Source organism: Roseomonas populi, assembly GCF_024594815.1.
GTDB classification, from domain to species: domain Bacteria; phylum Pseudomonadota; class Alphaproteobacteria; order Acetobacterales; family Acetobacteraceae; genus Roseomonas; species Roseomonas populi.
In genome coordinates this window covers 74,131-95,998 of record NZ_JANJOU010000008.1, presented here as the reverse complement: position 1 = coordinate 95,998, position 21,868 = coordinate 74,131, and the positions used below count along the sequence as shown (strand labels likewise).

Below are 21,868 nucleotides of genomic sequence, written 5' to 3'. Positions count from 1 at the left end.
CGGGGCCTATCGTGTCAGCCAGCTGACCCAGCGCTCCCGCATCGCGTTGCGGTTGGCGGCGATCCAGTCGTAATCGGCGATGACCAGCCTGTCCCAGTTCTCGGGCCAGGAGGCGCGGTAGCGGCGCTCCGCCTCCGGCACCAGGGCGGCCGTCTCGCGGTTGTTGCTGTCGAAGGAAACCTTCTCGCTGAAGGGCAGGTGCTCCTGCGGGTTCTGCACGAAGAAGTCGAGGAAGCGCATGGCGTTGGCCGTATTTGGGCCGCCCTTCAGCACCGCCCAGTTGCCCACGTCGCGGATGGCGCCGTTCCAGGTGAAGTCGAACTCCCCGCTCTTGGCCAGCGGCACCGCGCGGGAGGAGTAGAGCACGCTCATCACCGCGTCCCCGCCGCGCAGGATATGCATGGAGTTGTCGCCGCTCTTCCACCAGGCGGCGACATGGGGCTTGATCGCGTCCAGCTTGCGGTAGGCCCGGTCCAGGTCCATCGGGAAGAGCTTGTCGCGCGGAACGCCCTCCGCGATCAGGGCGGCGAGGGGGAGCCACCACTCGCGATCCCCCGTATCGGGCAGGGAGCGCGGGCCGGGGAATTTCGCCACGTCGAAGAAATCCGCCCAGGAGGCGGGGCCGCCGTTCGGGAAGGCCTTCTTGCTCCAGGTAATCGCCATGCCGCCGGCGGTGCGGATGATGCCGGTGGGGAAGCAGCCGCCGGGCAGGGCGTGCTGCGTCATCGCGGGCGTGGTGCAGTCCACCGGGGCCAGGATATCCGCGTGCTGGATCAGGTCCGGCGGGGTGGCGGTGACGACGTCGAAGGGAATGTTGCCGCTGCGCTGGCCGGCGCGCGCCCGCGCCCACTGGTCCGGCAGCTCAATCGGGATGGAGCGCACGCGGATGCCCGCCTCGCGCTCGAAACGGCGGTAGAAATGCTCCTGCAGGCTACGCTCCATCAGCCCGCCGGTGGCGCAGACCACCACCTCGCCGGATCCGCGCTGGGCCAGGGCGGGGCGTGCCAGTGCCGCCGCTCCGGCGGTGGCCGCGAGAAGCGCTCTCCTGTTCACGCCCATGTCCCGTCTCCTGCTGAAGGTGGTTGAAGATTCAGCCTGGGGTCACCCAGGCCGCGTCGCGCTCCATGCGGCCGAGCAGGGCGACGAGATTGGCACCGCCCTCCGTCAGGTCCGCGCGCAGGGCTTCGCGCGTGGCGCGGGGATCGCGCGCGCGCAGCCCGTCGATGATGTCGAGGTGCCGGTGGCGGCCGGGGTAGGAGGGGCGCGCATCCGGGTAGAGGAAGGCGTGCATCGGGCCGTTGCGCAGCCAGATGCTCTCGATGATCGAGAGCAGCTCTGGCATGGCGGCGGCGGCATAGAGGGTGTGGTGGAAGGCCCAGTTGGCGCGGTTGGCGGCCAGCGGATCGCCGGCCCCCTCCGCCTCGGTCAGGGCGGCGTGCGCCTTCTCCAGGGCTTCTACCTCGTGCGGGGCGGCGCGCAGGGCAGCGGCCTCGGCGGCCAGCCCCTCAAGCTCCAGGCGGATGGTGCGTAGCTCCAGGTACTGCTCCAGGCTGAGGCCGGCGACCGTGATGGAGCGCGCGGCCTCCAGCCGCAGGGCGCGCTCCCGAGCCAGCTGGACCACCGCCTCCCGCACGGGGGTCTCGGAGACGCCCATGGCGCCGGCGAGGTCACGGATCTTCAGGCGCTGGCCGGGGCGCATCCGCCCCTCGAAGAGGGCGGTGCGGAGCTCCTCATACACGCGGCCGGCCAGGTTCTCCCGGCCGACGGGGGCGACGAAGTCCAGAACTTTGGCAGTCTCAGTCACGGTCTTCACGGTCCGGTCCTGCGCGCCCGCCGCTCCATGCCGCGCTTGAGGGCGTAGCCGAGCAGGAGGGCCGCGATGGTGAGCGCCGTGAGCATGGTGGCCACGGCGGCGAGGGTGGGAGATATATTGAAATCGATGTCCTCGAACATCTTCCGCGGCAGGGTTTTGCGGTCGAGATCCGAGATGAAGAAGGACACCACCGCCTCGTCGAAGGAGATGATGAAGGCGAAGAGGGCGGCGGAGACGAGGCCCGGCGCGATCAGCGGCAGGGTGACGTGGCAGAAGGCGCGAACGGGCCCTGCCCCGCAGGAAAGGGCGGCGCGCTCCAGTTCCGCGTCGAAGCGGTACAATGCGGCCAGCACCGTGAAGACCACGAAGGGCAGGGCCAGCACCGTATGCGCCATGGCGAAGCCGAGAAGGGAGCCGGTGAGGCGCAGCTGCTCGAAGACAAGGAACATCGCCACTGCCAGGGCGATATGTGGGACGATAACGGGGCCGATCACAAGCAGCTCCACCAAGCCCTTGCCCGGCAGGCGGCCGCGCACGATGGCAAGCGCCAGCATGGTGCCGATGGTGGTGGCGCAGAGGGCGGCGATGATCCCGGCTTCCGCGCTGAACAGGGTGGCACGGATCCAGTCCTCGTCCCGGAAGTACTCGGCGTACCAGCGGAGCGAGAAGCCCTTGGGCGGGAAGCTCAGCAGCCGCTCCGGCCCCACGGACATGGGAATGATAATGAGGGTGGGCAGCAGCAGGAACACCGTGACGGCATAGGCGGCGGCGTTCAGAGCCATCCGGCCAGCCCGGTTCGGCGCGCGCGGGCGGCTCACGCGGTCCCCACAAAGCGGTCCAGACGCACCGCGCGCTTGAAGATGACGGTGAGGCCGATGACGAAGAGGAGGAGGATGCCCACCAGCGCGCCGGCGAAGGGCCAGTCCAGCATCTCCCGCACTTGCTGGGAGACGAGAGTGGAGATCATCATCTGCTGCGGCCCGCCGATGAGGGCGGGGGTGACGAAGAAGCCGAGAGCCAGGAGGAAGACCATCAGGCAGCCCGAGGTGACGCCGGGCAGGGCGAGGGGCCAGATCACCTCGCGGAAGGTGGACCAGGCGGAGGCGCCGAGCATCTGCGCGGCGCGGGGCAGGTCCTCCGGGATGCCCTTCAGGGCGGAGAGGATGGGCAGGACCATGAAGGGCAGCAGGACATGCGCCATGGCCAGCACCACGGCCCCTTGCGTGTAGAGGAATTGCACCGGCACATCGATGATCCCCGCCCCCTGCAGTGCCTGATTCAGCACGCCGTTGCGCTGGAGCAGCACCATCCAGGCGTAGGTCCGAACGAGGACGGAAGTCCAGAGCGGCAGCAGAACCGCGGCGGCGAGCAGGCCGAGAAGCAGGCCCTTGCTGCGCGACATCACCCAGGCGAGCGGCCAGGCGAGGACCAGGGCGAGCGCCGTGACGAGCACCGCGATCCAAAGGGTGCGCAGCATGACGCGGAGATACACGGGTTCCGCGAAGGCGCGGGCATAATGCGCCGTCGTGGGCTCCGGCAGGAACAGGCTCTCGTGCAGTAGGGTCGCCAGCGGCAGGATGAAGACGACGGTGATGAGCAGGAGGAAGGGCGCGGCCAGCAGCAGGCTTGCCGCCGGGCTGTAGCGGCGCCCGCCGAGGAGGAAGCGGGAAGGGCGCCTCACGCGGCGAAAGCCCGGGCATCGGTGGGTTGCCAGGAGAGGCGCACCCTTTCCCCCGGCCGGGGCTCGTGCAGCCCCGCCCCGGCGGGGATGCGGGCGCGCAGCCGCCGCCCGCCCTCGCCCTCCAGCATCAGCGTCGTGGCGTTGCCGGCATAGATCGCCTCCGTCACGCGTGCCCCGAGGCCTTCCCCCGCCGGCAGCACCCGAAGCCGCTCCGGGCGCAATGCCACCTTGATCCGGCTCCCCGCCGCCAGGGACTGCGCCGCGGTCGCGGTCATCCGGCCGCCGCCGTCCAGCACGACGGAAACGGGTTCGCCGGCGCGGGCGAACCCGTCCAGCCGGCCCTCGTAGAAATTCGTCTCGCCGATGAAGCCGGCGACGAAGACGGTCTCCGGCGCCTCGTAGAGGTCGCGGGGCGCGCCGACCTGCTGCAGGCACCCGCGGTCCAGCACTGCCACCCGATCCGCCATGGTCAGCGCCTCCGTTTGGTCGTGGGTGACGAAGACGACGGTGATGCCGATCCGCTGCTGGAGATGCTTGATCTCCAGCTGCATCTCCTCCCGCAAGTTCTTGTCGAGGGCAGAGAGGGGTTCGTCCATCAGCAGAACGCGGGGCTGGTAAATGATGGCGCGGGCAATAGCGACGCGCTGCTGCTGCCCGCCGGAAAGCTGGGCGGGGCGGCGCTCCCCCATTCCGCCGAGGCGGACGGTATCGAGCGCGGCGCGCGCCCGCTGCTCCCGCTCCGCGCGGCCCACGCCGCGCATCTTGAGGGGAAAGGCGATGTTCTCCAGCACCGTCATGTGCGGGAAGAGCGTGTAGCGCTGGAAGACCATGCCGAGGTTGCGCCGGTTCGGCGGCGCCCAGGTCACGTCCTCCCCGCCGATGAGGATACGGCCCTCGTCCGGGTACTCGAAGCCCGCGATGGCCATGAGGATGGTGGTCTTGCCGGAGCCGGAAGGGCCGAGCAGCGCGAGGAACTCGCCCGCCCCGACCTCCAGCGTGACGCGGTCCACGGCATTCACCGGCCCGAAGCGCTTCACGAGCGATTCCAGGGCGACGTGCCCCTGGGATCCGTCCGGCACCCCCATCCCACCCCCGCCGATCGACGTGTCAGGTGGATGCTATTTGATATATCGACAGGACCGCAACCCGGTTTCACACTCCGCCGCGTCGTCGGGAGGGACAGGGATGCCGCCACTGGATGCGCAGGGACTGAAGGACGCGCTGCCGCCGATGGAGGGCGAGCTGCATCTGCCCGGCCTTCTCGCGCCCGTGGAGGTGCTGCGCGACTCCTACGGCATCCCGCATCTCCGGGCGGGCACGGCGGCCGATGCCTGGTTCGCGCTGGGCTTCGTGCACGCACAGGACCGGCTGTTCCAGATGGAGCTGACGCGCCGGCGCGCGCTGGGGCGCGCGGCGGAGTGGCTGGGGGCAGGCGCGGCGGAGGCCGACATCCTCGTGCGACGGCTGGGGATGGAGGCGGCCTGCCGCCGCGACCACGCCGCGCTGGGCGAGGCGGCGCGGGCGATGCTGGATTCCTATGCGGCCGGGGTGAACGCCTTCCTCTCCTCCGGCGCGCCCCTGCCGGTGGAGTACACCCTGCTGGAAGCGCGGCCGGAGCCCTGGGAGGGGTGGCACAGCATCGCGGTGATGCGGCGGCTGGGGCTGCTGATGGGCTCGGTCTGGTTCAAGCTCTGGCGCGCGGCGGCGCTGCCGGCCGTGGGCCCGGAGGGCGTCGCGAAGCTCCGCTACGACGATGGTGGCATCGACCTGCTCTGCATCCCGCCGGGCGAGGAAGCGCACCGGCAGGAGGCGGATCTGGCCGCCCTCGCGCCCGCCATCCGGGCGCTGCTCGAATCGCTCGGCCTGCCCGGTGACGAGACGGGGGGCGGCAGCAACAATTGGGCCGTGGGGCCGTCGCGCAGCCGTACCGGCCGGCCGGTGCTGGCGGGCGACCCGCACCGGGTCTTCGAGATGCCGAACATGTACGCGCAGCACCACGTGGCCTGCGACGCCTTCGACATGATCGGCCTGACCGTGCCGGGCGTGCCGGGCTTCCCGCACTTCGCGCAGAACGGGCGCGTGGCCTACTGCGTGACCCACGCCTTCATGGACATCCACGACGTCTTCCTGGAGCGCTTTGACGGCGACGCCGCAAGGGTGATGCACGCGGGCGAGTGGGTGCAAGCAACGCGCCGGGAGGAGACGATCTCCGTGCGCGGGGGGGAGCCGCGGCGCTTCGAGGTGCTGGAAACGCCGAACGGCCCGGTGATCGCGGGCGACCCGCGCAAGGGCACGGCGCTCTCGCTGCGCTCGGTACAGTTCGCGGAGACGGACCTCTCCTTCGACTGCCTGCCTCGCATGACAGGCGCTGGCAGTGTCGAGAACCTGTTCGAGGCGACGCGCGGCTGGGGCCTGATCGACCACAACCTCGTCGCTGCCGACACGCAGGGGCGCATCGGCCACCTTGTGCGGGCGCGCGTGCCGCGTCGCGGGCGGGAGAACGGGTGGTTGCCGGTCCCCGGCTGGACGGGGGAGCATTCCTGGCAGGGCTGGATCGCGCATGATGACATGCCGCAGGTCATCGACCCGGCGGAGGGCCTGATCGTCACCGCCAACAACCGCGTGGTGGCGGACGACCACCCGGACTATCTGTGCACGGACTGCCACCCGCCCTACCGCGCCGCGCGCATCCTGGAACGGCTGCGGGAGATGCCGGCCTTCGGGCCGGAGCACGCGAGCGGGATCCACGGCGACACCCTCTCGCCCAACGCGCTGCTGCTGCGCCAGCGCCTGGCGGCGATGCCGCCGCTGGACGGGGCGGCGGAAGCGCTGCGGGCGCGTCTCCTGGCCTGGAACGCGCGGATGGAGGCGGGCGCGGCGGAGCCGACCGCTTACGCCGCGCTTCGCCGTGCGCTGACCCGCATCCTGGCGGAGCGGAGCGGCCTCTCAGGCGCCGGGGCGCATCCGTGGCTGGCCATGGCGCCGGGCGTCGCGCCGATGAACCAGCTCTGGTGGGCGCTGCCGAACCTGCTGCGCCGGGACGACGCATCTCTGCTGGGTGGGTGGAGCTGGGACGAGGCGATCGCGGCGGCGCTGCGCGAGGCGGCGGAAGCGGAGGCGGCACCCTGGGGAGAGGCGCACCGCCCGCGCTTCTCGCACCCCCTCTCCGCCCTTTTCCCCGAGGCCGCGCCGCTACTGGACCCGCCCGCCCTGCCTATCGGCGGCGACAACGACACGGTTCTGGCGAACGGCCTGCTGGCTTCCGTTGGCCCGGCGGCGGCCTATGGCGCGCTGGCGCGCTACGTCTTCGATGTTGGCGATTGGGACAACAGCCGCTGGGCCGTGTTCCACGGTGTCTCCGGCCAGCCGGGCAGCCCGCACTACACCGACCAGCACGCGGAGTGGGCCGAAGCGCGGATGGTGCCCATGCTCTATGGGTGGGGAGCCGTGCGCGCCGCCGCGCGGTCGGTGCAGGTCCTGCGCCCGTGAGTAGCGCGCCCCCCGTCATCGTCCCGGAACTGTGCCGGATCGACGCCACCCGGCTCGCGGCCATGATCCGCGGGCGCGAGGTGTCCTCGCGCGAGGTGATGGCGGCCTATCTCGGCCACATCGATGCGGCGAACCCGCGCGTGAACGCCATCGTGTCGCTGCGCTCGCGGGAGGAAATCCTGGCCGAGGCGGAGGAAGCGGATCGGGCGGTGGCGCGGGGGGACGCGATCGGGCCGCTGCACGGCCTGCCGCAGGCCATCAAGGACCTGGCCGCGACGAAAGGGCTGCGCACGACGCTCGGCTCTCCCCTCTTCGCCGACCAGGTGCCGGAGGCGGACGCCATCTTCGTCGCCCGGATGCGCGCGGCCGGCGCCATCATCATCGGCAAGACGAACGTGCCGGAATTCGGCTACGGCTCGAACAGCTACAACCCGATCTTCGGTCTGACCCGCAACGCCTACGATCCCTCCCGCGTCGGGGGCGGGTCCAGCGGCGGGGCCGCGGTGGCGCTGGCCACGCGGATGCTGCCCGTCGCCGATGGCGGCGACATGGGCGGCTCGCTCCGCAACCCCGCGGCCTTCAACAACGTCTTCGGCTTCCGCCCCTCCCAGGGCCGCGTGCCGACCGATACGCCCGATCCCTTCTACAGCCAGATGGCGGTGGAGGGCCCGATGGGCCGCTCCGTGCGCGACGTGGCGATGCTGCTCTCGGTCCAGGCCGGCTACGACGTCCGCGCGCCTCTCTCGCTCGATGATCCGGGCTTCCGCTTCGAGGACCGCCTGGAGGAGGGGGGAGGAGAGCTGCGCCTGGGCTGGCTGGGCGACCTCGGCGGGCACCTGCCCTTCGAGCCGGGGGTGCTGGAGCTCTGCACCGCCGCGCTCGGTCTGTTCGAGAGGGCGGGCGGCCGCGTGGAGGAGGCCCGGGTGGACTTCGACCCCGAGCGGCTCTGGCAGGCCTTCGTCGCCCTGCGCCAGCAAGGCATTGGCGGCCGCCAGGACGCGGCCTGGCGCGACCCGGAGCAGCGCCGCCTGCTGAAGCCCGAGGCAATCTGGGAGATCGAGGGCAGCCACCGCCTCACCGCGCTCGACATCCACCGGGCGGGCCTGGACCGTGGCGCATGGTACCGGGCCTTCACGGCCCTCTTCGAGCACTTCGATTTCCTGCTGATCCCCTCGGCCCAGGTCTTCCCCTTCGAGGCGGGCATATACTGGCCGGCGGAGATAAACGGCCGCTGCATGGACAGCTACCACCGCTGGATGGAGGTGGTGGTGGGTGCCACGATGGCCGGCTGCCCGGCCATGGGCGTGCCCGCCGGTTTCGACCTGCGCGGCCTGCCCATGGGCCTGCAGATCATCGGCCCGCCGCGCGGCGACCTGCGCGTGTTGCAGGCCGCCGCCCGCTACGAGGCTCTGTGCCCCTGGATCACCCGCCTGCCGGACTGGCTGGACGCTGCGCCGGCCGAGGTGGGGAAATGAGACCTGCCCGGGTCGAGAATGCACTGTGAGGAGGAAAACGATGAAGCGTCGTGAGGTGCTGGCCCTTTCCGCCGCCACGCTGGCGGCACCGTCCGTCGTCCGGGCCCAGGGCACGCCGGGCGCGCGAAGCGTGCTGCGCTTCGTGCCCCAGGCCGACCTGGCCCTGCTGGACCCGGTCTTCAACACGGCGCTCGTCACGCGCAATCACGCCATGATGGTCTACGACCAGCTCTACGGGCTGGACGAGAACTACGAGCCGCGCCCGCAGCTCGTGGAAGGCCATGTGATCGAGGATGGCGGCCGCACCTGGCGCATCACGCTGCGCGAGGGACCCACCTTCCACGACGGCACGCCCATCCGCGCGGCAGACGCCGTCGCCAGCATCGCCCGCTGGAGCCAGGCGGACGTGCTGGGGCAGAACATCCGCGCCATCACCGACGAGATGACGGCGGTGTCCGATCGCGTCCTCGTCATCCGCCTGAAGAAGCCCTTCCCGTTCCTCGCCGCCGCGCTGGCCAAGCCCTCATCTTTCTGTCCGGTGATGCAGGAGCGCTTCGCACGGCTGCCGACCTCCACCCAGGTGACGGAGATCGTGGGCAGCGGCCCGTTCCGCTGGGTTCCCGGCGAACGCATGGCGGGGTCCCGGGCGGTCTACGCGCGCTTCGAGGGATATGTGCCGCGGAACGAGCCCGCGAGCTTCCTCGCCGGCGGCAAGCGCGCCCACCTCGACCGCGTGGAGTGGCACACCCTACCCGACCCCTCCACCGCCGCGGCTGCCATGCAACAGGGCGAGGTGGACTGGTGGGAGCAGCCGACGCCCGACCTGCTGCCCCTGCTGCGCCGGAACCGCAATCTCCGGGTGGAGGTGAAGGACAAGAGCGGATCGATGTCCATGATCCGGCTGAACCATCTCCAGCCCCCCTTCGACAACCCGGCCATCCGCCGCGCCTTCCTGCCGGGCATCAAGCAGGCCGACTACATGACGGCCGTGCTCGGCGAGGACCGTTCCCTCTGGAACGACCGCTGCGGCTTCTTCCTTCCGGGTAGCCCGCTGGCGACGGAGGTGGGGCTGGAGGCAATGGACGGCGCACCGAACTTCGACCGGGTGAAGCGCAACCTGGAAGCCGCGGGCTACAAGGGTGAGCGCGTCGTCTTCGTCGTCCCCACCGACAACGCGCGGCTGAACACGATGAGCGAGATCGCAGGCGACATGTTCCGCCGCAGCGGCGTCAACCTGGACTACCAGACCGGCGATTGGGGCACGATCGCCGGGCGCGTGAACAACCGCGGCCCGCTCGACCAGGGCGGATGGAGCGTCTGGTGCAACACCATCCCCGGCATCATCGCCACCAGCCCCGCCACGCAGTCCTACCTGCGCGGTCCGGGGCGGGCCGGGACCTATGGCTGGCCGGACCTTCCGAAGATCGAGGCCCTGCGCGACCGGTTCATGGATGCGGAGGACCCCGCGGAGCAGAAGCGCCTTGCCGAGGCAATGCAGCGCCAGGCCTTCGAGGACATTCCCTACCTGCCGACCGGGGGCTTCACCCAGCCAACGGCCTTCCGGTCGGACGTGACGGGCATGCTCAACGGCTTCCCGATCTTCCACAACATCCGACGAGGCTGACCGCCGCTCAGCGGCCAGACCTATTGCAGCAGGCTGTTAGTAGGACTTCGGCATCCCCAGTACATTCTGCCCGATGAAGGCCAGGATCAGGTTGGTGGAGATCGGCGCGATGCGTTGCAGCCTGCAGTCCCGCCACTTCCGCTCGATGTCGAACTCGGTGGCGGCGGCGAAGCCGCCATGGGTCTGCATGCAGGCCTCGGCCGCGTTCCAGGCCGCCTCGGCCGAGAGCAGCTTGGCGATGTTCGCCTCCTCGCCGCAGGGCTTGCCGGCCTCGTAGAGCGCAGCCGCCGCGCGCGTCAGCATCTCCGCCGCGCGGTATTCGGCATAGGCGCGCGCGATGGGGAACTGCACGCCCTGGTTCTGTCCGATCGGCCGGCCGAACACCACCCGGTCCTTCGCGTAGTCCACCGAGCGGCGCGCGAAGTAGCGGCAGTCGCCGATGGATTCGGATGCGGTGAGGATCCGCTCCGCATTCATGCCGTCCAGGATGTAGCGGAAGCCCTGTCCCTCCTCGCCGATCAGCGCGTCGGCGGGAACGCGCAGGTTGTCGAAGAAGACCTCGTTGGTCTGGTGGTTCACCATGGTCTCGATGCGGCGCATGGTCAGGCCGCTGCCCACGGCCTCCCGCATGTCCACCAGCAGCACGGAAAGCCCCTCGGTGCGCTTCTTCACCTCTTCCAGCGGCGTGGTGCGGACCAGTAGCATCATCAGGTCGGACTTGTGCGCGCGGGAAGTCCAGATCTTCTGGCCGTTGATGACGTATCCCTCGTTGTCGCGCACGGCGCGGGTGCGCAGCTTCAGCGTCTCGGACCCCGTGGTCGGTTCGGTCACGCCGAAGGCCTGGAACCGGATCTCGCCCGTGGCGATGCCCGGCAGGTACTTCTGCTTCTGCTGCTCGGTGCCGTGCCGCAGCAGCGCCTTCATCATGTACATCTGCGCGTGGCAGGCGGCGGCCGAGCAGCCGGCGGCGTGCACCTCCTCCAGGATGACGCAGCCCGCGCGCAGCGGCAGGCCGGCGCCGCCGTACTCCTCGGGGATCAGGGCACCGAGGTATCCGGCATCGCTCATCGCGCGCACGAACTCCTCGGCGTAGCCGTCCGTCCGCTCCAGCTCCCGCCAGTAGGCGCCGGGGAAGCCCTTGCACACGGCGCGCACGCCCTCGCGGATGTCGGCGAAGTCCTCGCCCAGCTCGACGCTGGCGCCCGCCAGGGCGGGATCGATGTGGTTCATGCCGCGTCTCCTCTTCAGCGGCCCTGGAACACGGGCCGCCGGCGCTCGTTGAAGGCGCGCACGCCCTCGCGCCGGTCCTCGGTCGGGATGGTGCGCTCATAGGCCTGCACCTCGAGCAGCAGGCCTGTCGTCAGGTCGGTCTGCAGCCCCTGGTGCACGGCCTTGCGGATCTGGCGGACGGAGATCGGGGCGTTGGCGCAGATGGTCCGCGCCACCTCCATCACCCGCGGCATCAGCCCCTCGGGCTCGCAGACCTCGTTGACCATGCCCCAGCGCTCCGCCTCCGCGGCGCTGAAGGGGCGGCCAGTCATCAGCAGCTCCTTCGCGCGCCGCTCGCCCACGGCGCGCGGCAGGTTCTGCGTGCCTCCCGCACCGGGCATGATGCCGCGCGTCACCTCCGGCAGGGCGAAGCTGGCGGTGCTGGCGGCGTAGATGAAGTCGCAGCAGAGCGCGAGCTCGCAGCCGCCCCCGAAGGCCGCGCCGTTAACCGCGGCGATCACCGGTACGGAGGAGTTGAGGACGGCATAGGCGCTCTCCTCGGCGATGGCGTGCTGCAGCCGCCACTCCTCGTCACTCATGCCCTGGCGCTCCTTCAGGTCGCCACCGGCGCAGAAGGCCTTGTCGCCCGTGCCCGTCAGCACGATGCAGCGCAGGCCGCCGGGGGTGAAAGCGAGCGGACCGAACAGCTCCCGCAGGTCCTCCATCGTCGCCGTGTCGATGGCGTTCCGCACCTCCGGCCGGTTGAAGCGCACGATGAGAAGGCCGGGCTCCGCCTCCTCCACCGCCAGGCGGCGCCAGCTCCGCGCCGCGCTCATTCCGCCGCCCTCGCGGGGGTCGTGCCGAGCACGCGCGCCGTCGCCTCGCCAAGCGCGGGCGGGGAGGATCGAAAGGCCGGGCGCTCGCCGTCGAAGCGCAGCGGCAGGCCGAGCAGGGAAAGGTCGCTGTCCGGCGCGCGCTGCATCATTCCCACCGCATCGAACTGCGGCTCCGCGCAGACCTCGTCCAGGCCGAGCACCGGGGCGCAGGGCACGCCCGCCCCCATCAGCGCCTCAAGCCACTCAGCCCGGCTGCGCGTGGCCACCACGCCCTCCACCAGCGCGTTCAGCTCCTCCCGCGCGCGCACGCGGTCAGGGTTGGTGCGGAAGCGCGGATCATCGGCCCATTCCGGGTGCCCCAGCGCGGCGGCGCAGCGGCGGAACAGGTTGTCGTTCCCCGCCGCGATCACCAGCCAGCCGTCGCTCGCCTGGAAGGCGCGGTAGGGCGCGATGCCCGCATTCTCCGTGCCCAGCTTGCGCGGCGCGCGGCCGGAAACGCCGAAGGTGGAAACCTGCGCAGAGACCCAGGCCAGCGCCGTCTCGTAGAGCGAGGTGCCGACCTCGCAGCCCTCCCCGGTCGCATCGCGCCTGCGCAGCGCGGCCAGCACCCCGATCATGCCCCACATGCCCGAGCCCTGGTCCACGAGGGAGGGCCCGACCCGCACGGGCGGCCGCCCCTCCTCCCCCGTGATGCCCATGATGCCGCCATAGGCCTGCATCAGCGGGTCGTAGCCCGGCCGGTCCTTCAGCGGGCCGGCCGGGCCGAAGGCTCCGAGATGGCAGTAGATGAGGGAGGGCTTCTCCGCACGCAGGGTCGCCGCGTCCAGGCCGAGCTTCTCCACCAGCCCGGGCCGCAGGTTCTGCACCACGATGTCCACCTCCGCCGCGATGAAGCGGCGCAGCGCCGCCACCTGGGCCGGGTCCTTCAGGTCGATCGCGGCTGAGCGCTTGTTGCGGTTGAACGCGTTGAAGACGGTGGAGGCGCCATTGGCGAAGGGCGGACCCCAATTCCGGGCGTCGTCGCCGCCCGAGGGAGGCTCGACCTTGATCACCTCGGCCCCCAGCTCCGCCAGGATCATCGCGGCGGAGGGGCCGGCGATGCTCGTGCCCAGCTCCACCGCCATCAGCCCCGCCAGGGGCGCCGCCGCGCTCATGCCGCACCCCGCAGCGCGGGCGCTTCGGGGGAGAACAGCGCTGCCACGCCGGGCAGGCGGTCGATCTCCTGCGCCCGCTCGAAGAGGCGGGCGGCCTCCGCCTCGCCCAGCACGGGCCCTGCGCATCCCATGAACTTCTCCATCAGTTCCTCCGGCCCCGCGGGCGCGCGGAAATGCCCGCGCGGGAAGGCCACAGGGCCGGAATCCAGCACCCGGCCATCGGTCAGCACGATCCGCGCGCGGTCGCTCGGCGCCAAGCTGGGCTCGTCCGGGTTAGACCCCTCGACCGTGCTCACCGACACGCGCGGGAAGAGGGCGCGCAGCTCCGGGCGGGCCAGGAAAGCCTCGCTCAGCTCCGCCGGGCCGCAGCGCCGGGCGACCGCCATGCTGGCGGCGGCGAACTCGGCGCTGAACTTCGCCTCCAGCACGGTGCGGGGCGCGTGCTGGCGCAGCATCCGCGCCTGGCCCACGCCGATCTCCAGCTCCACCCTCTCGATCGCGGCGGGATCCACGTCCTGCGTCCGGCACAACACGCCCACCGCGTCCAGCACCCGGTGCGCGGCGTAGCAAACAGGGTAAAGCTTCACGTTCAGCCCGCGCTCCAGCAGGTGCCAACGCGTGCCGAAAGCGGCGGGTGAGGCGGTGTCCACCGCACCGCGCGGCGAGAGGGCGCGCAGCAGGCCCAGCCCGTGCTCCAGCGCGTCGGGGGAGGCGGTCAGCCCCGCTTCCGCCAGCCGCGCCGCCTCCAGGCCGGACCGCACGGCGTGGCCGAGCTGGAAGGACTTCGTCATGGAACCGAAGTTGGAGACCACCCCGCCGGCGAGAGAGGCGGCGATACCGACGGCGTGGGTCGCCGCGTCCTCGTCCAGCCGGCGCAGCACCGCCGAGGCGGCCGCGGCGGCAAGCGCCCCGAACACGGCGCTGGGATGCCAGCCCTTCTCGTGGTGGGGGTCGCCCTCCCGCCCGATCAGCTCGGCCCAGGTCTCGTAGCCCGCGGCGTAGGCCGCGGCCATTGCCGCGCCGTCGGCGCCCGTCGCCGCGGCCTCGGCCAGGATCGCGGGGACCAGCACGGCACTGGGATGGCCGCTCAGGCCGGTGTCGTCGAAGTCCAGTACATGGGCGGCGGTGCCGAGAAGCAGCCCGGCCTCCGGCGCCGGGACCGTGCCGCGCAGCAGCCCCGCCCAGTCGCGGCCGGCGTCGCCGGTAACCGCCTTCCGCACCACGCGGCAGGCCGGCTCGTCCCAGCCGGCGAGCATGACGCCGAGGAGGTCCGTAAAGCCCGTGCGGATGATCGGGCGCGCCGCCTCCGGCAACCTCTCGCCGACCATGCCTGTAACGAAGCGGCCGATCTCCCGCGTCAGGCCCACGCGCACCTCCCCCCAGGGCTCTTGTCAGCCCCGTCACGGCCAGAGAGAACTAGAAATGTTGACCTGTCAACACATGTGTTGAGAACAGCCCGGGTGGTCGGCTGGAGCGACGGCGACGGCGGCTGTATCCTGCCGCGCCGGCAGGTTCCGGCCCGGGAGCAAGGGAACGGTCGGATGGGAGATGACGGCTTCGCGCGGCCCGAGGGCGCGGAAGGCGGCGAGGAGGTCGATCCCCGCTACATCGTGCCCAGCCTGTCGCGCGGCCTGGCCCTTCTCCAGCTTTTCAGCCGGCAGCGCCCCGCGCAGACGCTGCAGGAGCTCGCCGCCGGCCTCGGGATCACCCGCTCTGCCGCCTATCGCCTCGCCTACACGCTGGAAAAGGACGGGTTCATCATCCGGGACGCGGCGACGCGGCGCTATCGGCTGACCGCGCACGTGCTGACGCTGGGGTTCGACTACCTCAACTCCCAGCCGCTGACGGGCCTTGCCGGCCCAGCTCTGCAACAGTTGAGCAGCCTGACATCCGCCGCGACACACCTTGTCGTGCTGGACGGGTGGCAGGTGGTCTACCTCGCCCGCGTGGCGCCGCCCGTGGCGCTGGTGAGCAACCTGCAGGTCGGCACGCGGCTGCCCTGCCACATCACCGCCAGCGGTCGCGCTTTGCTGGCCTGCCTGGACGAGGCAGAACTCCGCAGGATCTACGGCGTCCTTCGCCGCGAGAGCCGTGACGTGCCGCCGCCCTCCTCCTTCGAGGCGCTGGCGGAGCAGGCGGCGGAGGACCGGGCCCGCGGCTACGTCTTCCGCGGCTCCATCCTCGATCCCGGGCTGATGACCTTTGCCTGCGTGGTGCGGGACGGCGCGGGCAAGGCCGCTGGCGCCGTGAACGTGGTGGGCCCGGCGGCCCTGCTGGAGCGCTTCGGCGGAGAGGAGGCGCTGCGCGGCGCGGTGCTGGAGGCGGCGTCCTCCGTCTCCCGGCAACTCGGTTTCCAGGGCGGCTGACCGCCGCCGCCGGTCCATCCCGGGCAGCGTTGTTTGACAAACACCTCTGTTGAGGGGCCAACTTCCAGGCAATCGGCCCGCGGAACGGGCCGGCGCGGGAGGAACGATGCTGACGAACGCCGATTTCAGCCTGGAAGGGCGCGTCGCCCTCGTCACCGGCTCGGGCCGCAACATCGGCCGCGCGGTGGCCGAGGCCTACGCGGCCGCCGGTGCCCGGGTGGTGGTGAACGGCCACAAGGACCGCGACGCCATCGAGGCCGTGGCCGCCGGCATCCGGGAGCGCGGCGGGGAGGCGATCGCGGTCCTCGCCGACGTCTCGGACCCCGCCGCCGTCTCGGCGATGGTGGCGGAGACGGTGGAACGGTTCGGCGGGCTGGACATCACCGTCTCGAACGTCTCGGTCCGGCCCTATCAGGCCTTCCTGGACATCAGCCTGGAGGACTGGGACCGGGTGATCCGGACCAACCTCTCCTCCACCTTCTTCCTCGCCCGCGCGGCGCTGCCGCACATGATCGCCCGCGGCCGGGGGCGGCTGATCCACATCTCCGGGATGGACGGCTTCTTCGGCAATGTCACCCACCGCGCCCACAACGTGACGGCGAAGGCCGGCATGCACGGGCTGGCCAAGGCCATCGCCCGCGAGTTCGGGCCGCAGGGCATCACCGCCAACACCGTCGCCCCGGGCCCGATCGACACGGAGCGTGACTGGACCCAGTACGTCCACCAGGAGCGGGAGCAGGTGCGCGCCGGGGTCCCCCTCGGGCGCTACGGCGGCGTGGACGAGGTGGCCGGGGCCTGCCTGTTCCTTGCCAGCGATGCCGGTGGCTACGTCTCCGGCCAGGTGATCCATGTGAACGGCGGCTACCTGATGGCCTGAACCCGAAGGATTACTGTTGGTGGGCCAACAATCGGTTTGACATCCTAACCTCAGTGCCTAGGCTCCGCTGGGGGACGCGCCAGAGAGCGCGCCGGAAACGGGCCGGGAGCCAAACCATGCCGTTCAGCACGTCGCGCCGCTCGCTCATCATGGCCGGGGCGGCGCTCACGGCCGGTCCGGCCAGGGTGTGGGCGCAGGAACGATACCCGGCCAAGCCGATCACCCTCGTCATCCCGTTCCCGCCCGGCGCCTCCACCGACCTGGTCGGCCGCCCGCTCGCGCAGCGCATGTCGGAGGCGCTGGGCGTGCCTGTTGTCGTGGAGAACCGCGCCGGCGCGGGGGGCATGCTCGGCTCCGAGTACGTCGCCCGGCAGAAGCCGGACGGCTACACGCTGGAGATCGCGCTGAACGCGACGCACGGCCTCATCTCGCTGTTCAACCGCAACGTCTCCTACGACCCGTTCCGCGACTTCAGCTACGTCGTCCTCGCGGCCAGCGCGCCCACCGCCTTCATGGCGCATCCCTCCGTGCCCGCCTCCAACGTCGCGGAGCTGCTGGACTATGCCAGACGCAGCCAGGACAACCTGCAGGTCGGCAGTTCCGGCGTGGGCTCCCACCACCACCTCGGCGTTGCGCTGCTGCGCCAGCGCACCGGCCTGCCCTTCGTGCACGTGCCCTTCCGCGGCGGCGGAGAGGCGATGACGGCGCTCATCGGCGGCCATGTGCCGCTCGCCTTCGGCACCCTCTCCACCGCGCTGGAGGCGGCACGGGGCAAGCAGGTGAAGATCCTCGGCCTCATGGACGCGGAGCGGGCCACGGTCGCCCCGGGCGTGCCGACGATCGGCGAGACGCTGGAGGGCTACAGCGCGCCCTCCGTCCTCATCGGCGTCCTCGGGCCCGCACGGATGCCGGAGCCCGTCGTGGCGCGCCTCAACGCCACCATCAACGAGGCCCTCTCGAACGAGGCGGTGCGCACCCGGCTGATGGAGCTGGGAGTCCAACCCGTGGGCGGCACGCCGGATGCCTTCCGGGACCGCTTCAGGGCGGACATGGACCGCTTCCGCGGCATCATGGAAACGGCAGGGATCCAGCCGGAGTAGCGGATCACCAGCTGCCGAGCACCTCATCCACCGTATCCAGGAACAGGTCCGCCTGCTCGCGTGTCAGGCACAGGGGCGGCCTGATCTTCAGGATGTTGGCCCCCGGCCCGGAGGCGCTGATGAGCACGCGGCGCTCGCGCAGCGCATTGACCAGCCGCCCCGTCTCCGCCGTGGCGGGCTCCTTCGTGCCACGGTCCCGCACCAGTTCCACGCCGATGGAGAGACCCGCACCGCGCACGTCGCCGATAATGGCGCAGCGCGAGGCCAGCGCCCCGAGGCCGTCCAGCAGGTAGGCGCCCACGGCGGCCGCGTTCTCCGCCAAGCCTTCCTCCCGCAGCACCCCGAGCACGGCCAGGCCCGCGGCCGCCGAGACGGGATTTCCCCCGAAGGTGTTGAAGTAGCGCACCTGCCCGCCGAAGCGCTCCAGCAGCGCCGGCCGGATCACCAACCCGGCCAGGGGGTGCCCGTTCCCCATGGGCTTGCCCATGGTCACGATGTCCGGCTCCACCCCGTGCCGCTGGAAGCCCCACATGGCGCCCGTGCGCCCGAAGCCCGGCTGCACCTCGTCGGCGATGAACAGGGCGCCCGCCGCCCGGGCCGCCTCGACGGCACCGGCCAGGAAGCCCGCCGGGTCGGGGAAGACGCCGTCCGAGGTGAACATCGTGTCCACCAGCAGCGCGCAGGGGCGGATGCCGTGCCGGGCCAGCCCCGCGAAAGCCGCCGCCACATCCGCCGCGAAGCGCGCCGGCATCTCCGCCCCACCCCGATAGGCATCGGGCGGCGAAACCGTCGCCACGTGCCGGCCCAGCGGCACGCCTTCCCCGAGCGAGGGCGAGAGCTCGGCGAGCGAGGACGTGACCCCGTGATAGGCGAGGCTGGTGACGACGATCCCTTCACCACCCGTATGGGCGCGCGCGATCCGCAGCGCGAGGTCGTTTGCCTCCGACCCCGTGCAGGTGAACATCGCGTGCCCCAGCGAGGCAGGGAAGGTCGCCAGCAGCGCCTCGGCATAGTCCAGCACCGTCTCGTGCAGGTAGCGCGTGTGAGTGTTCAGCAGCGCCGCCTGGCGCGCGATCGCCTCCACCACGCGCGGGTGCGCGTGGCCCATGGAGGCGACGTTGTTGTAGCAGTCGAGGTAGCGGTTCCCCTCCGCGTCGAACAGCCAGGCGCCTTCCCCGCGCACGAGATGCACGGGGTGCTCGTAGAAGAGCCGGTAGGCCGGGCCGAGCAGGCGCTGCCGCCGCTCCACCATCGCCCGTTCATGCTCCGACAGGCCCGTGGCGCGGGTCGGGTCGAAAGCGTTGATCATGGCCATGCCGCGCGGGGCGTCATCGGGCATCGCGTCTATCCTTCGAAGGCCCGCGCATCCGCGCCGCGCGCCAGGGCTTCCAGCCCCGCCCGCGCGCCGGGCATGTTGCGCAGGATATAGGCCGCGTTCTCGGGCTGCCGCCGCGCGCGCCAATGGGTGATCAGCACCGTCATCGCCATCCGGGTCGCGATCAGCGCCGGCAACAGGGCCGCCTGTTCATCGGGCAGGGGCAGCACGCGCCGATACCCCGCGACGAAAGCCGCAGGCCCCGCCAGGGGTGCGCCCCCGGGCTGCACGAGATAGGCGCAGGCCGTCGCCACCTCCTGCAGCAGCGAGGCGCGCACCATGTCGCCGAAATCGATGATGCCGGCGAGTTGTCCGTCCGCATCCGCCAGCACGTTATGCGGGTTCAGGTCGTTGTGGATCACCTGCATCGGCAGCGCGGTCAGCGCAGCCGAGGGACCGCCCTCGAAGCGGTCCAGCGCCGCCTCCGCCAACCGCCGCAGCCCGGCATCGGCCACGTCCGGAAGGAATTCCCGCAGGGACGGCGCCTCCCGGATGTCCCAGAGCAGCCGCCGCGCGTCCGCCGGGTGCGCGAAGCCCGCCAGCGCCGCGTCCAGCCGCGCCGTGAGTTCACCCAGTGCCTCCGCCGGCACAGGCGGTGCGACAGGCCTCCCGGGCAGGTAGGTGAGCACGCGCAGCAGGCAGGTCCGCCCGTCCTCAGCCGGGTGCGCCCGTTCCGTCGCCCCGTTGCGCGCGCGGACCATGTGCGGAAGCGGCAGGTCGGGCGCCGCCGCCTCGAGATGCAGCAGGGCCCGTGTCTGGAAATCCGTGATCGCGGGATCTTCGTCCGGGTGCCCCAGCTTTACCAGCAGCGGCGGTGCGCCCTCGCGCTCCAGTCGGAAGTTCCGGTCCCGCTCCCCGCCCAGCGGGTGCAATACGCCGCCCAGGCCCCAGTCCCGGCGCAGCGCCTCCGCCAGCGGCAGCGCCCCGATCACGGGCGGCGCGGCCAGCATCAGCGGGTCGTGGATCGGGTGGATCAGCATTGATCTCGACTTAGCCGCGATCCGGGCAAGGTGCCAGAATATGGAATGCCACTTCTGGCATCCACGAAGCGACATCCCAGAGTGCCATGTACCGTGCCAGCTACTCGCCGGTGCTCTGCGCGGCCAACCGGCCCGTCTGGCTGCGGGTCGGGCCCTAGGTGGGGCGAATACTGCCTGTATTGGGCGGCGCTGCTCGTCTCCGTCCCCCAGCACCGCGAAATTACCGAGGCGCTCGCCCGGCACGACGGCAAGGGGGCCGAGATCACCTCGGCAGAGGAGCGCCGCGCTCCGCCCCCGCCTCGGCGGGCATGATGGTCCCCTCCGGGTACTCTCGTCGCGGGCCTGGAGCTTGCGCCGCGTGGTCCGGTCGCGCTTGATCGGGCAAACGAGCCGGGAGGATCCACGTGACGGAACCGCATGCATCGGGGGCGGTCTAAGGCCCATGGACCTCGACGCGACACTCATCCTCCTCGGGGCGGGACTGCTGGCGGGCGCGATGAACGCGGCCGCCGGCGGGGGCTCCTTCATCACCATCCCCGCCATGGTCTTCGTGGGGCTGCCCTCGATCGCGGCCAACGCGTCGAGCACCGTGGCGCTGCTCCCCGGCACGCTCGCCAGCGCCTGGGCGTGGCGGCGGGACTACCGCGCCCTGCACGGCATTCCCTTCCGCATCATGCTGCTGATCAGCTTCCTGGGCGGGCTGGCCGGGGCGCTGCTGCTCCTCGCGACCACCTCCCGCGCCTTCGACCGGCTGCTGCCCTGGCTCATGCTGGTCGGAACCCTGGCCTTCGCCTTCGGCCGCCCGCTCGGCGCCGCCCTGCGCCAGCGGGTGCGGATCGGGCGCGGCGCCGTGCTCGGCGCCCAGGTTCTGCTCTCGGTCTATGCCGGCTACTTCGGCGGCGGAGTCGGAATCATGATGCTGGCCGCCTGGGGACTGCTGGGCGACCTCGACATCAAGGCGATGAGCGCGCTCCGCACCATCCTGGTCAGCGCGGCCAACTTCGTCGCGGTGCTCTGCTTCGCCTTGGCGGGCCCCGTGCACTGGCCGGCCACGGGTATCATGCTCGTCGCCGCGATCATCGGCGGTTACCTGGGGGCTATCCTGGCCAGCCGGATGCCGGCGCCTGTCCTGCGGGGCTTCGTCATCGTCTTCAGCGCCGCCATGACGGCCGCCTTCTTCTGGCGGGCCTGGGCATGAAGGCCGGCTGACAGCAGAGGAAGCCCGGACCGCACGGGCCGGGCCTCCGCTGGGCGGGCTAGCCCTCCGCGGACGAGCGGCAGGAGGAGGCCCCGGATCCCGGCGGCAGGGCAGAGGCCAGGAGCTGCTGGCCGGCCCGCTCCAGCGCGGCCGCGGCCTCGTCGGTCCCGAGATAGGCGGCGGAGGAGAACGCCCCCTCCGTCAGCATCATCAGCGAGTCGCCCAGCATGTCCGGGTTGTGGGCACCGGCTTCCGCGCACATCCGGCGCAGCGCGTCGCGCATCCCGCGCTTGTAGTTGTCGGCCACCTTCCGGGCGGGGTGCTCGGGATCGGGGAACTCCGCGATGGCGAGGCCGAGCGAGCAGCCCCGGAAGCCGGGCTGGCGCAGCTCCGCCGCGGCCGCGGCCAGGTAGGCCGAGGGGCGTTCCCGCGGCGGAAGATCCGGGCCGAGGGCCACCTGGTACCAGGCCGATTCCTGCTCGCAGTCGTCGCGCAGGATGCAGGCCACCAGCTCATCCTTGGATGGGAAGGCCCGGTACAGGCTGATCTTCGTGGTGCCGGCCACCCGGCACAGCTCCTCGACTCCCGTGGCGCGGATGCCCTGCCGATAGAACAGGTCCCGGGCCACCTCCCTCAGGCGCTGCGCCGCCGATCGGCGCTGCGGAGTCGCGGGCGCTTCGCTCACTTCCAC

19 protein-coding genes are annotated in these 21,868 nt (G+C 71.5%); 7 read left to right on the top strand and 12 right to left on the bottom strand.

Translation table 11 applies throughout. The features are described from left to right. Positions 1 to 6: 6 nt before the first annotated feature. Genes NRP21_RS11270 through NRP21_RS11250 form a run of 5 tightly spaced genes read right to left on the bottom strand, consistent with a single transcriptional unit; the run spans position 7 to position 4,579 of the window. On the bottom strand, positions 7 to 1,059 hold the full coding sequence (locus NRP21_RS11270) for an extracellular solute-binding protein (RefSeq protein WP_257716298.1): 1,053 nt from the start codon (positions 1,057 to 1,059) through the stop codon (positions 7 to 9). Between the two features lie 31 nt (positions 1,060 to 1,090). Beyond that, complete coding sequence (locus NRP21_RS11265; protein WP_257716297.1) at positions 1,091 to 1,813, bottom strand: GntR family transcriptional regulator; 723 nt, start codon at positions 1,811 to 1,813, stop codon at positions 1,091 to 1,093. Beyond that, positions 1,810 to 2,631: an ABC transporter permease gene (locus NRP21_RS11260; RefSeq protein WP_257716296.1), complete on the bottom strand. Its 822-nt coding sequence runs from the start codon at positions 2,629 to 2,631 to the stop codon at positions 1,810 to 1,812. Before NRP21_RS11260 ends, NRP21_RS11265 begins: the two co-directional genes overlap by 4 nt. Beyond that, entirely contained in the window at positions 2,628 to 3,494 is an 867-nt protein-coding gene (locus NRP21_RS11255; protein ID WP_257716295.1) for an ABC transporter permease, read from the bottom strand. Before NRP21_RS11255 ends, NRP21_RS11260 begins: the two co-directional genes overlap by 4 nt. Further along, entirely contained in the window at positions 3,491 to 4,579 is a 1,089-nt protein-coding gene (locus NRP21_RS11250) for an ABC transporter ATP-binding protein (RefSeq protein ID WP_408639616.1), read from the bottom strand. Before NRP21_RS11250 ends, NRP21_RS11255 begins: the two co-directional genes overlap by 4 nt. Positions 4,580 to 4,679: 100 nt before the next feature. Between NRP21_RS11250 and NRP21_RS11245 the strand changes: the two genes are divergently transcribed. Genes NRP21_RS11245 through NRP21_RS11235 form a run of 3 tightly spaced genes read left to right on the top strand, consistent with a single transcriptional unit; the run spans position 4,680 to position 10,082 of the window. After that, positions 4,680 to 6,983 carry a penicillin acylase family protein gene (locus tag NRP21_RS11245; RefSeq protein WP_257716293.1) on the top strand — a complete coding sequence of 768 codons (2,304 nt, stop codon included), beginning with the start codon at positions 4,680 to 4,682 and terminating at the stop codon, positions 6,981 to 6,983. Further along, positions 6,980 to 8,458, top strand: coding sequence for an amidase (locus NRP21_RS11240; RefSeq protein WP_257716292.1), 1,479 nt, complete (start codon positions 6,980 to 6,982; stop codon positions 8,456 to 8,458). Before NRP21_RS11245 ends, NRP21_RS11240 begins: the two co-directional genes overlap by 4 nt. Before the next feature lie 40 nt (positions 8,459 to 8,498). Further along, positions 8,499 to 10,082: an ABC transporter substrate-binding protein gene (locus NRP21_RS11235; RefSeq protein WP_257716291.1), complete on the top strand. Its 1,584-nt coding sequence runs from the start codon at positions 8,499 to 8,501 to the stop codon at positions 10,080 to 10,082. A gap of 36 nt (positions 10,083 to 10,118) precedes the next feature. On the opposite strand, the gene NRP21_RS11230 is transcribed toward NRP21_RS11235, so the two are convergent. Genes NRP21_RS11230 through NRP21_RS11215 form a run of 4 tightly spaced genes read right to left on the bottom strand, consistent with a single transcriptional unit; the run spans position 10,119 to position 14,648 of the window. Beyond that, on the bottom strand, positions 10,119 to 11,312 hold the full coding sequence (locus tag NRP21_RS11230) for an acyl-CoA dehydrogenase family protein (RefSeq protein WP_257716290.1): 1,194 nt from the start codon (positions 11,310 to 11,312) through the stop codon (positions 10,119 to 10,121). 14 nt (positions 11,313 to 11,326) lie between these two features. Next, positions 11,327 to 12,127, bottom strand: a complete 801-nt coding sequence (locus NRP21_RS11225; protein ID WP_257716289.1) for an enoyl-CoA hydratase-related protein — start codon at positions 12,125 to 12,127, stop codon at positions 11,327 to 11,329. Then, on the bottom strand, positions 12,124 to 13,281 hold the full coding sequence (locus NRP21_RS11220; RefSeq protein WP_257716288.1) for a CaiB/BaiF CoA transferase family protein: 1,158 nt from the start codon (positions 13,279 to 13,281) through the stop codon (positions 12,124 to 12,126). The genes NRP21_RS11225 and NRP21_RS11220 overlap by 4 nt, the downstream gene beginning before the upstream one ends. Then, complete coding sequence (locus NRP21_RS11215) at positions 13,278 to 14,648, bottom strand: MmgE/PrpD family protein (RefSeq protein ID WP_257716287.1); 1,371 nt, start codon at positions 14,646 to 14,648, stop codon at positions 13,278 to 13,280. Before NRP21_RS11215 ends, NRP21_RS11220 begins: the two co-directional genes overlap by 4 nt. Positions 14,649 to 14,822: 174 nt before the next feature. On the opposite strand from NRP21_RS11215, the gene NRP21_RS11210 reads away from it, so the two are divergent. The 3 genes from NRP21_RS11210 (at position 14,823) to NRP21_RS11200 (ending at position 17,624) form a co-directional block, all read left to right on the top strand. Beyond that, positions 14,823 to 15,647 (top strand): IclR family transcriptional regulator, encoded by an 825-nt coding sequence (locus NRP21_RS11210; RefSeq protein ID WP_257716286.1) that lies wholly within the window; start codon positions 14,823 to 14,825, stop codon positions 15,645 to 15,647. Between the two features lie 106 nt (positions 15,648 to 15,753). Next, entirely contained in the window at positions 15,754 to 16,524 is a 771-nt protein-coding gene (locus NRP21_RS11205) for an SDR family NAD(P)-dependent oxidoreductase (protein ID WP_257716285.1), read from the top strand. Positions 16,525 to 16,640: 116 nt separating this feature from the next. Beyond that, the gene (locus NRP21_RS11200) at positions 16,641 to 17,624 is read left to right on the top strand and encodes a Bug family tripartite tricarboxylate transporter substrate binding protein (RefSeq protein WP_257716284.1); all 984 of its coding nucleotides are present in this window, start codon (positions 16,641 to 16,643) and stop codon (positions 17,622 to 17,624) included. Between the two features lie 4 nt (positions 17,625 to 17,628). Here NRP21_RS11200 and NRP21_RS11195 read toward each other — a convergent pair whose 3' ends face one another. Beyond that, the gene (locus NRP21_RS11195; protein WP_456300236.1) at positions 17,629 to 18,933 is read right to left on the bottom strand and encodes an aspartate aminotransferase family protein; all 1,305 of its coding nucleotides are present in this window, start codon (positions 18,931 to 18,933) and stop codon (positions 17,629 to 17,631) included. Positions 18,934 to 18,968: 35 nt separating this feature from the next. Then, the gene (locus tag NRP21_RS11190; RefSeq protein ID WP_257716283.1) at positions 18,969 to 19,979 is read right to left on the bottom strand and encodes a phosphotransferase; all 1,011 of its coding nucleotides are present in this window, start codon (positions 19,977 to 19,979) and stop codon (positions 18,969 to 18,971) included. Positions 19,980 to 20,421: 442 nt separating this feature from the next. Between NRP21_RS11190 and NRP21_RS11185 the strand changes: the two genes are divergently transcribed. Further along, positions 20,422 to 21,177: a sulfite exporter TauE/SafE family protein gene (locus NRP21_RS11185; RefSeq protein ID WP_257716282.1), complete on the top strand. Its 756-nt coding sequence runs from the start codon at positions 20,422 to 20,424 to the stop codon at positions 21,175 to 21,177. 58 nt (positions 21,178 to 21,235) lie between these two features. On the opposite strand, the gene NRP21_RS11180 is transcribed toward NRP21_RS11185, so the two are convergent. Further along, a complete protein-coding gene (locus tag NRP21_RS11180) occupies positions 21,236 to 21,862 on the bottom strand; it encodes a TetR/AcrR family transcriptional regulator (RefSeq protein ID WP_257716281.1) in 627 nt (208 codons plus the stop codon). Positions 21,863 to 21,868: the final 6 nt, after the last annotated feature.

Coding starts and splice junctions, on each gene's coding strand:
- NRP21_RS11270 (WP_257716298.1), bottom strand. CDS start 1,059: ATGGGCGTGAACAGGAGAGCGCTTCTCGCGGCCACCGCCGGAGCGGCG.
- NRP21_RS11250 (WP_408639616.1), bottom strand. CDS start 4,579: ATGGGGGTGCCGGACGGATCCCAGGGGCACGTCGCCCTGGAATCGCTC.
- NRP21_RS11245 (WP_257716293.1), top strand. CDS start 4,680: ATGCCGCCACTGGATGCGCAGGGACTGAAGGACGCGCTGCCGCCGATG.
- NRP21_RS11235 (WP_257716291.1), top strand. CDS start 8,499: ATGAAGCGTCGTGAGGTGCTGGCCCTTTCCGCCGCCACGCTGGCGGCA.
- NRP21_RS11230 (WP_257716290.1), bottom strand. CDS start 11,312: ATGAACCACATCGATCCCGCCCTGGCGGGCGCCAGCGTCGAGCTGGGC.
- NRP21_RS11225 (WP_257716289.1), bottom strand. CDS start 12,127: ATGAGCGCGGCGCGGAGCTGGCGCCGCCTGGCGGTGGAGGAGGCGGAG.
- NRP21_RS11220 (WP_257716288.1), bottom strand. CDS start 13,281: ATGAGCGCGGCGGCGCCCCTGGCGGGGCTGATGGCGGTGGAGCTGGGC.
- NRP21_RS11210 (WP_257716286.1), top strand. CDS start 14,823: ATGGGAGATGACGGCTTCGCGCGGCCCGAGGGCGCGGAAGGCGGCGAG.
- NRP21_RS11205 (WP_257716285.1), top strand. CDS start 15,754: ATGCTGACGAACGCCGATTTCAGCCTGGAAGGGCGCGTCGCCCTCGTC.
- NRP21_RS11200 (WP_257716284.1), top strand. CDS start 16,641: ATGCCGTTCAGCACGTCGCGCCGCTCGCTCATCATGGCCGGGGCGGCG.
- NRP21_RS11195 (WP_456300236.1), bottom strand. CDS start 18,933: ATGATCAACGCTTTCGACCCGACCCGCGCCACGGGCCTGTCGGAGCAT.
- NRP21_RS11190 (WP_257716283.1), bottom strand. CDS start 19,979: ATGCTGATCCACCCGATCCACGACCCGCTGATGCTGGCCGCGCCGCCC.
- NRP21_RS11185 (WP_257716282.1), top strand. CDS start 20,422: ATGGACCTCGACGCGACACTCATCCTCCTCGGGGCGGGACTGCTGGCG.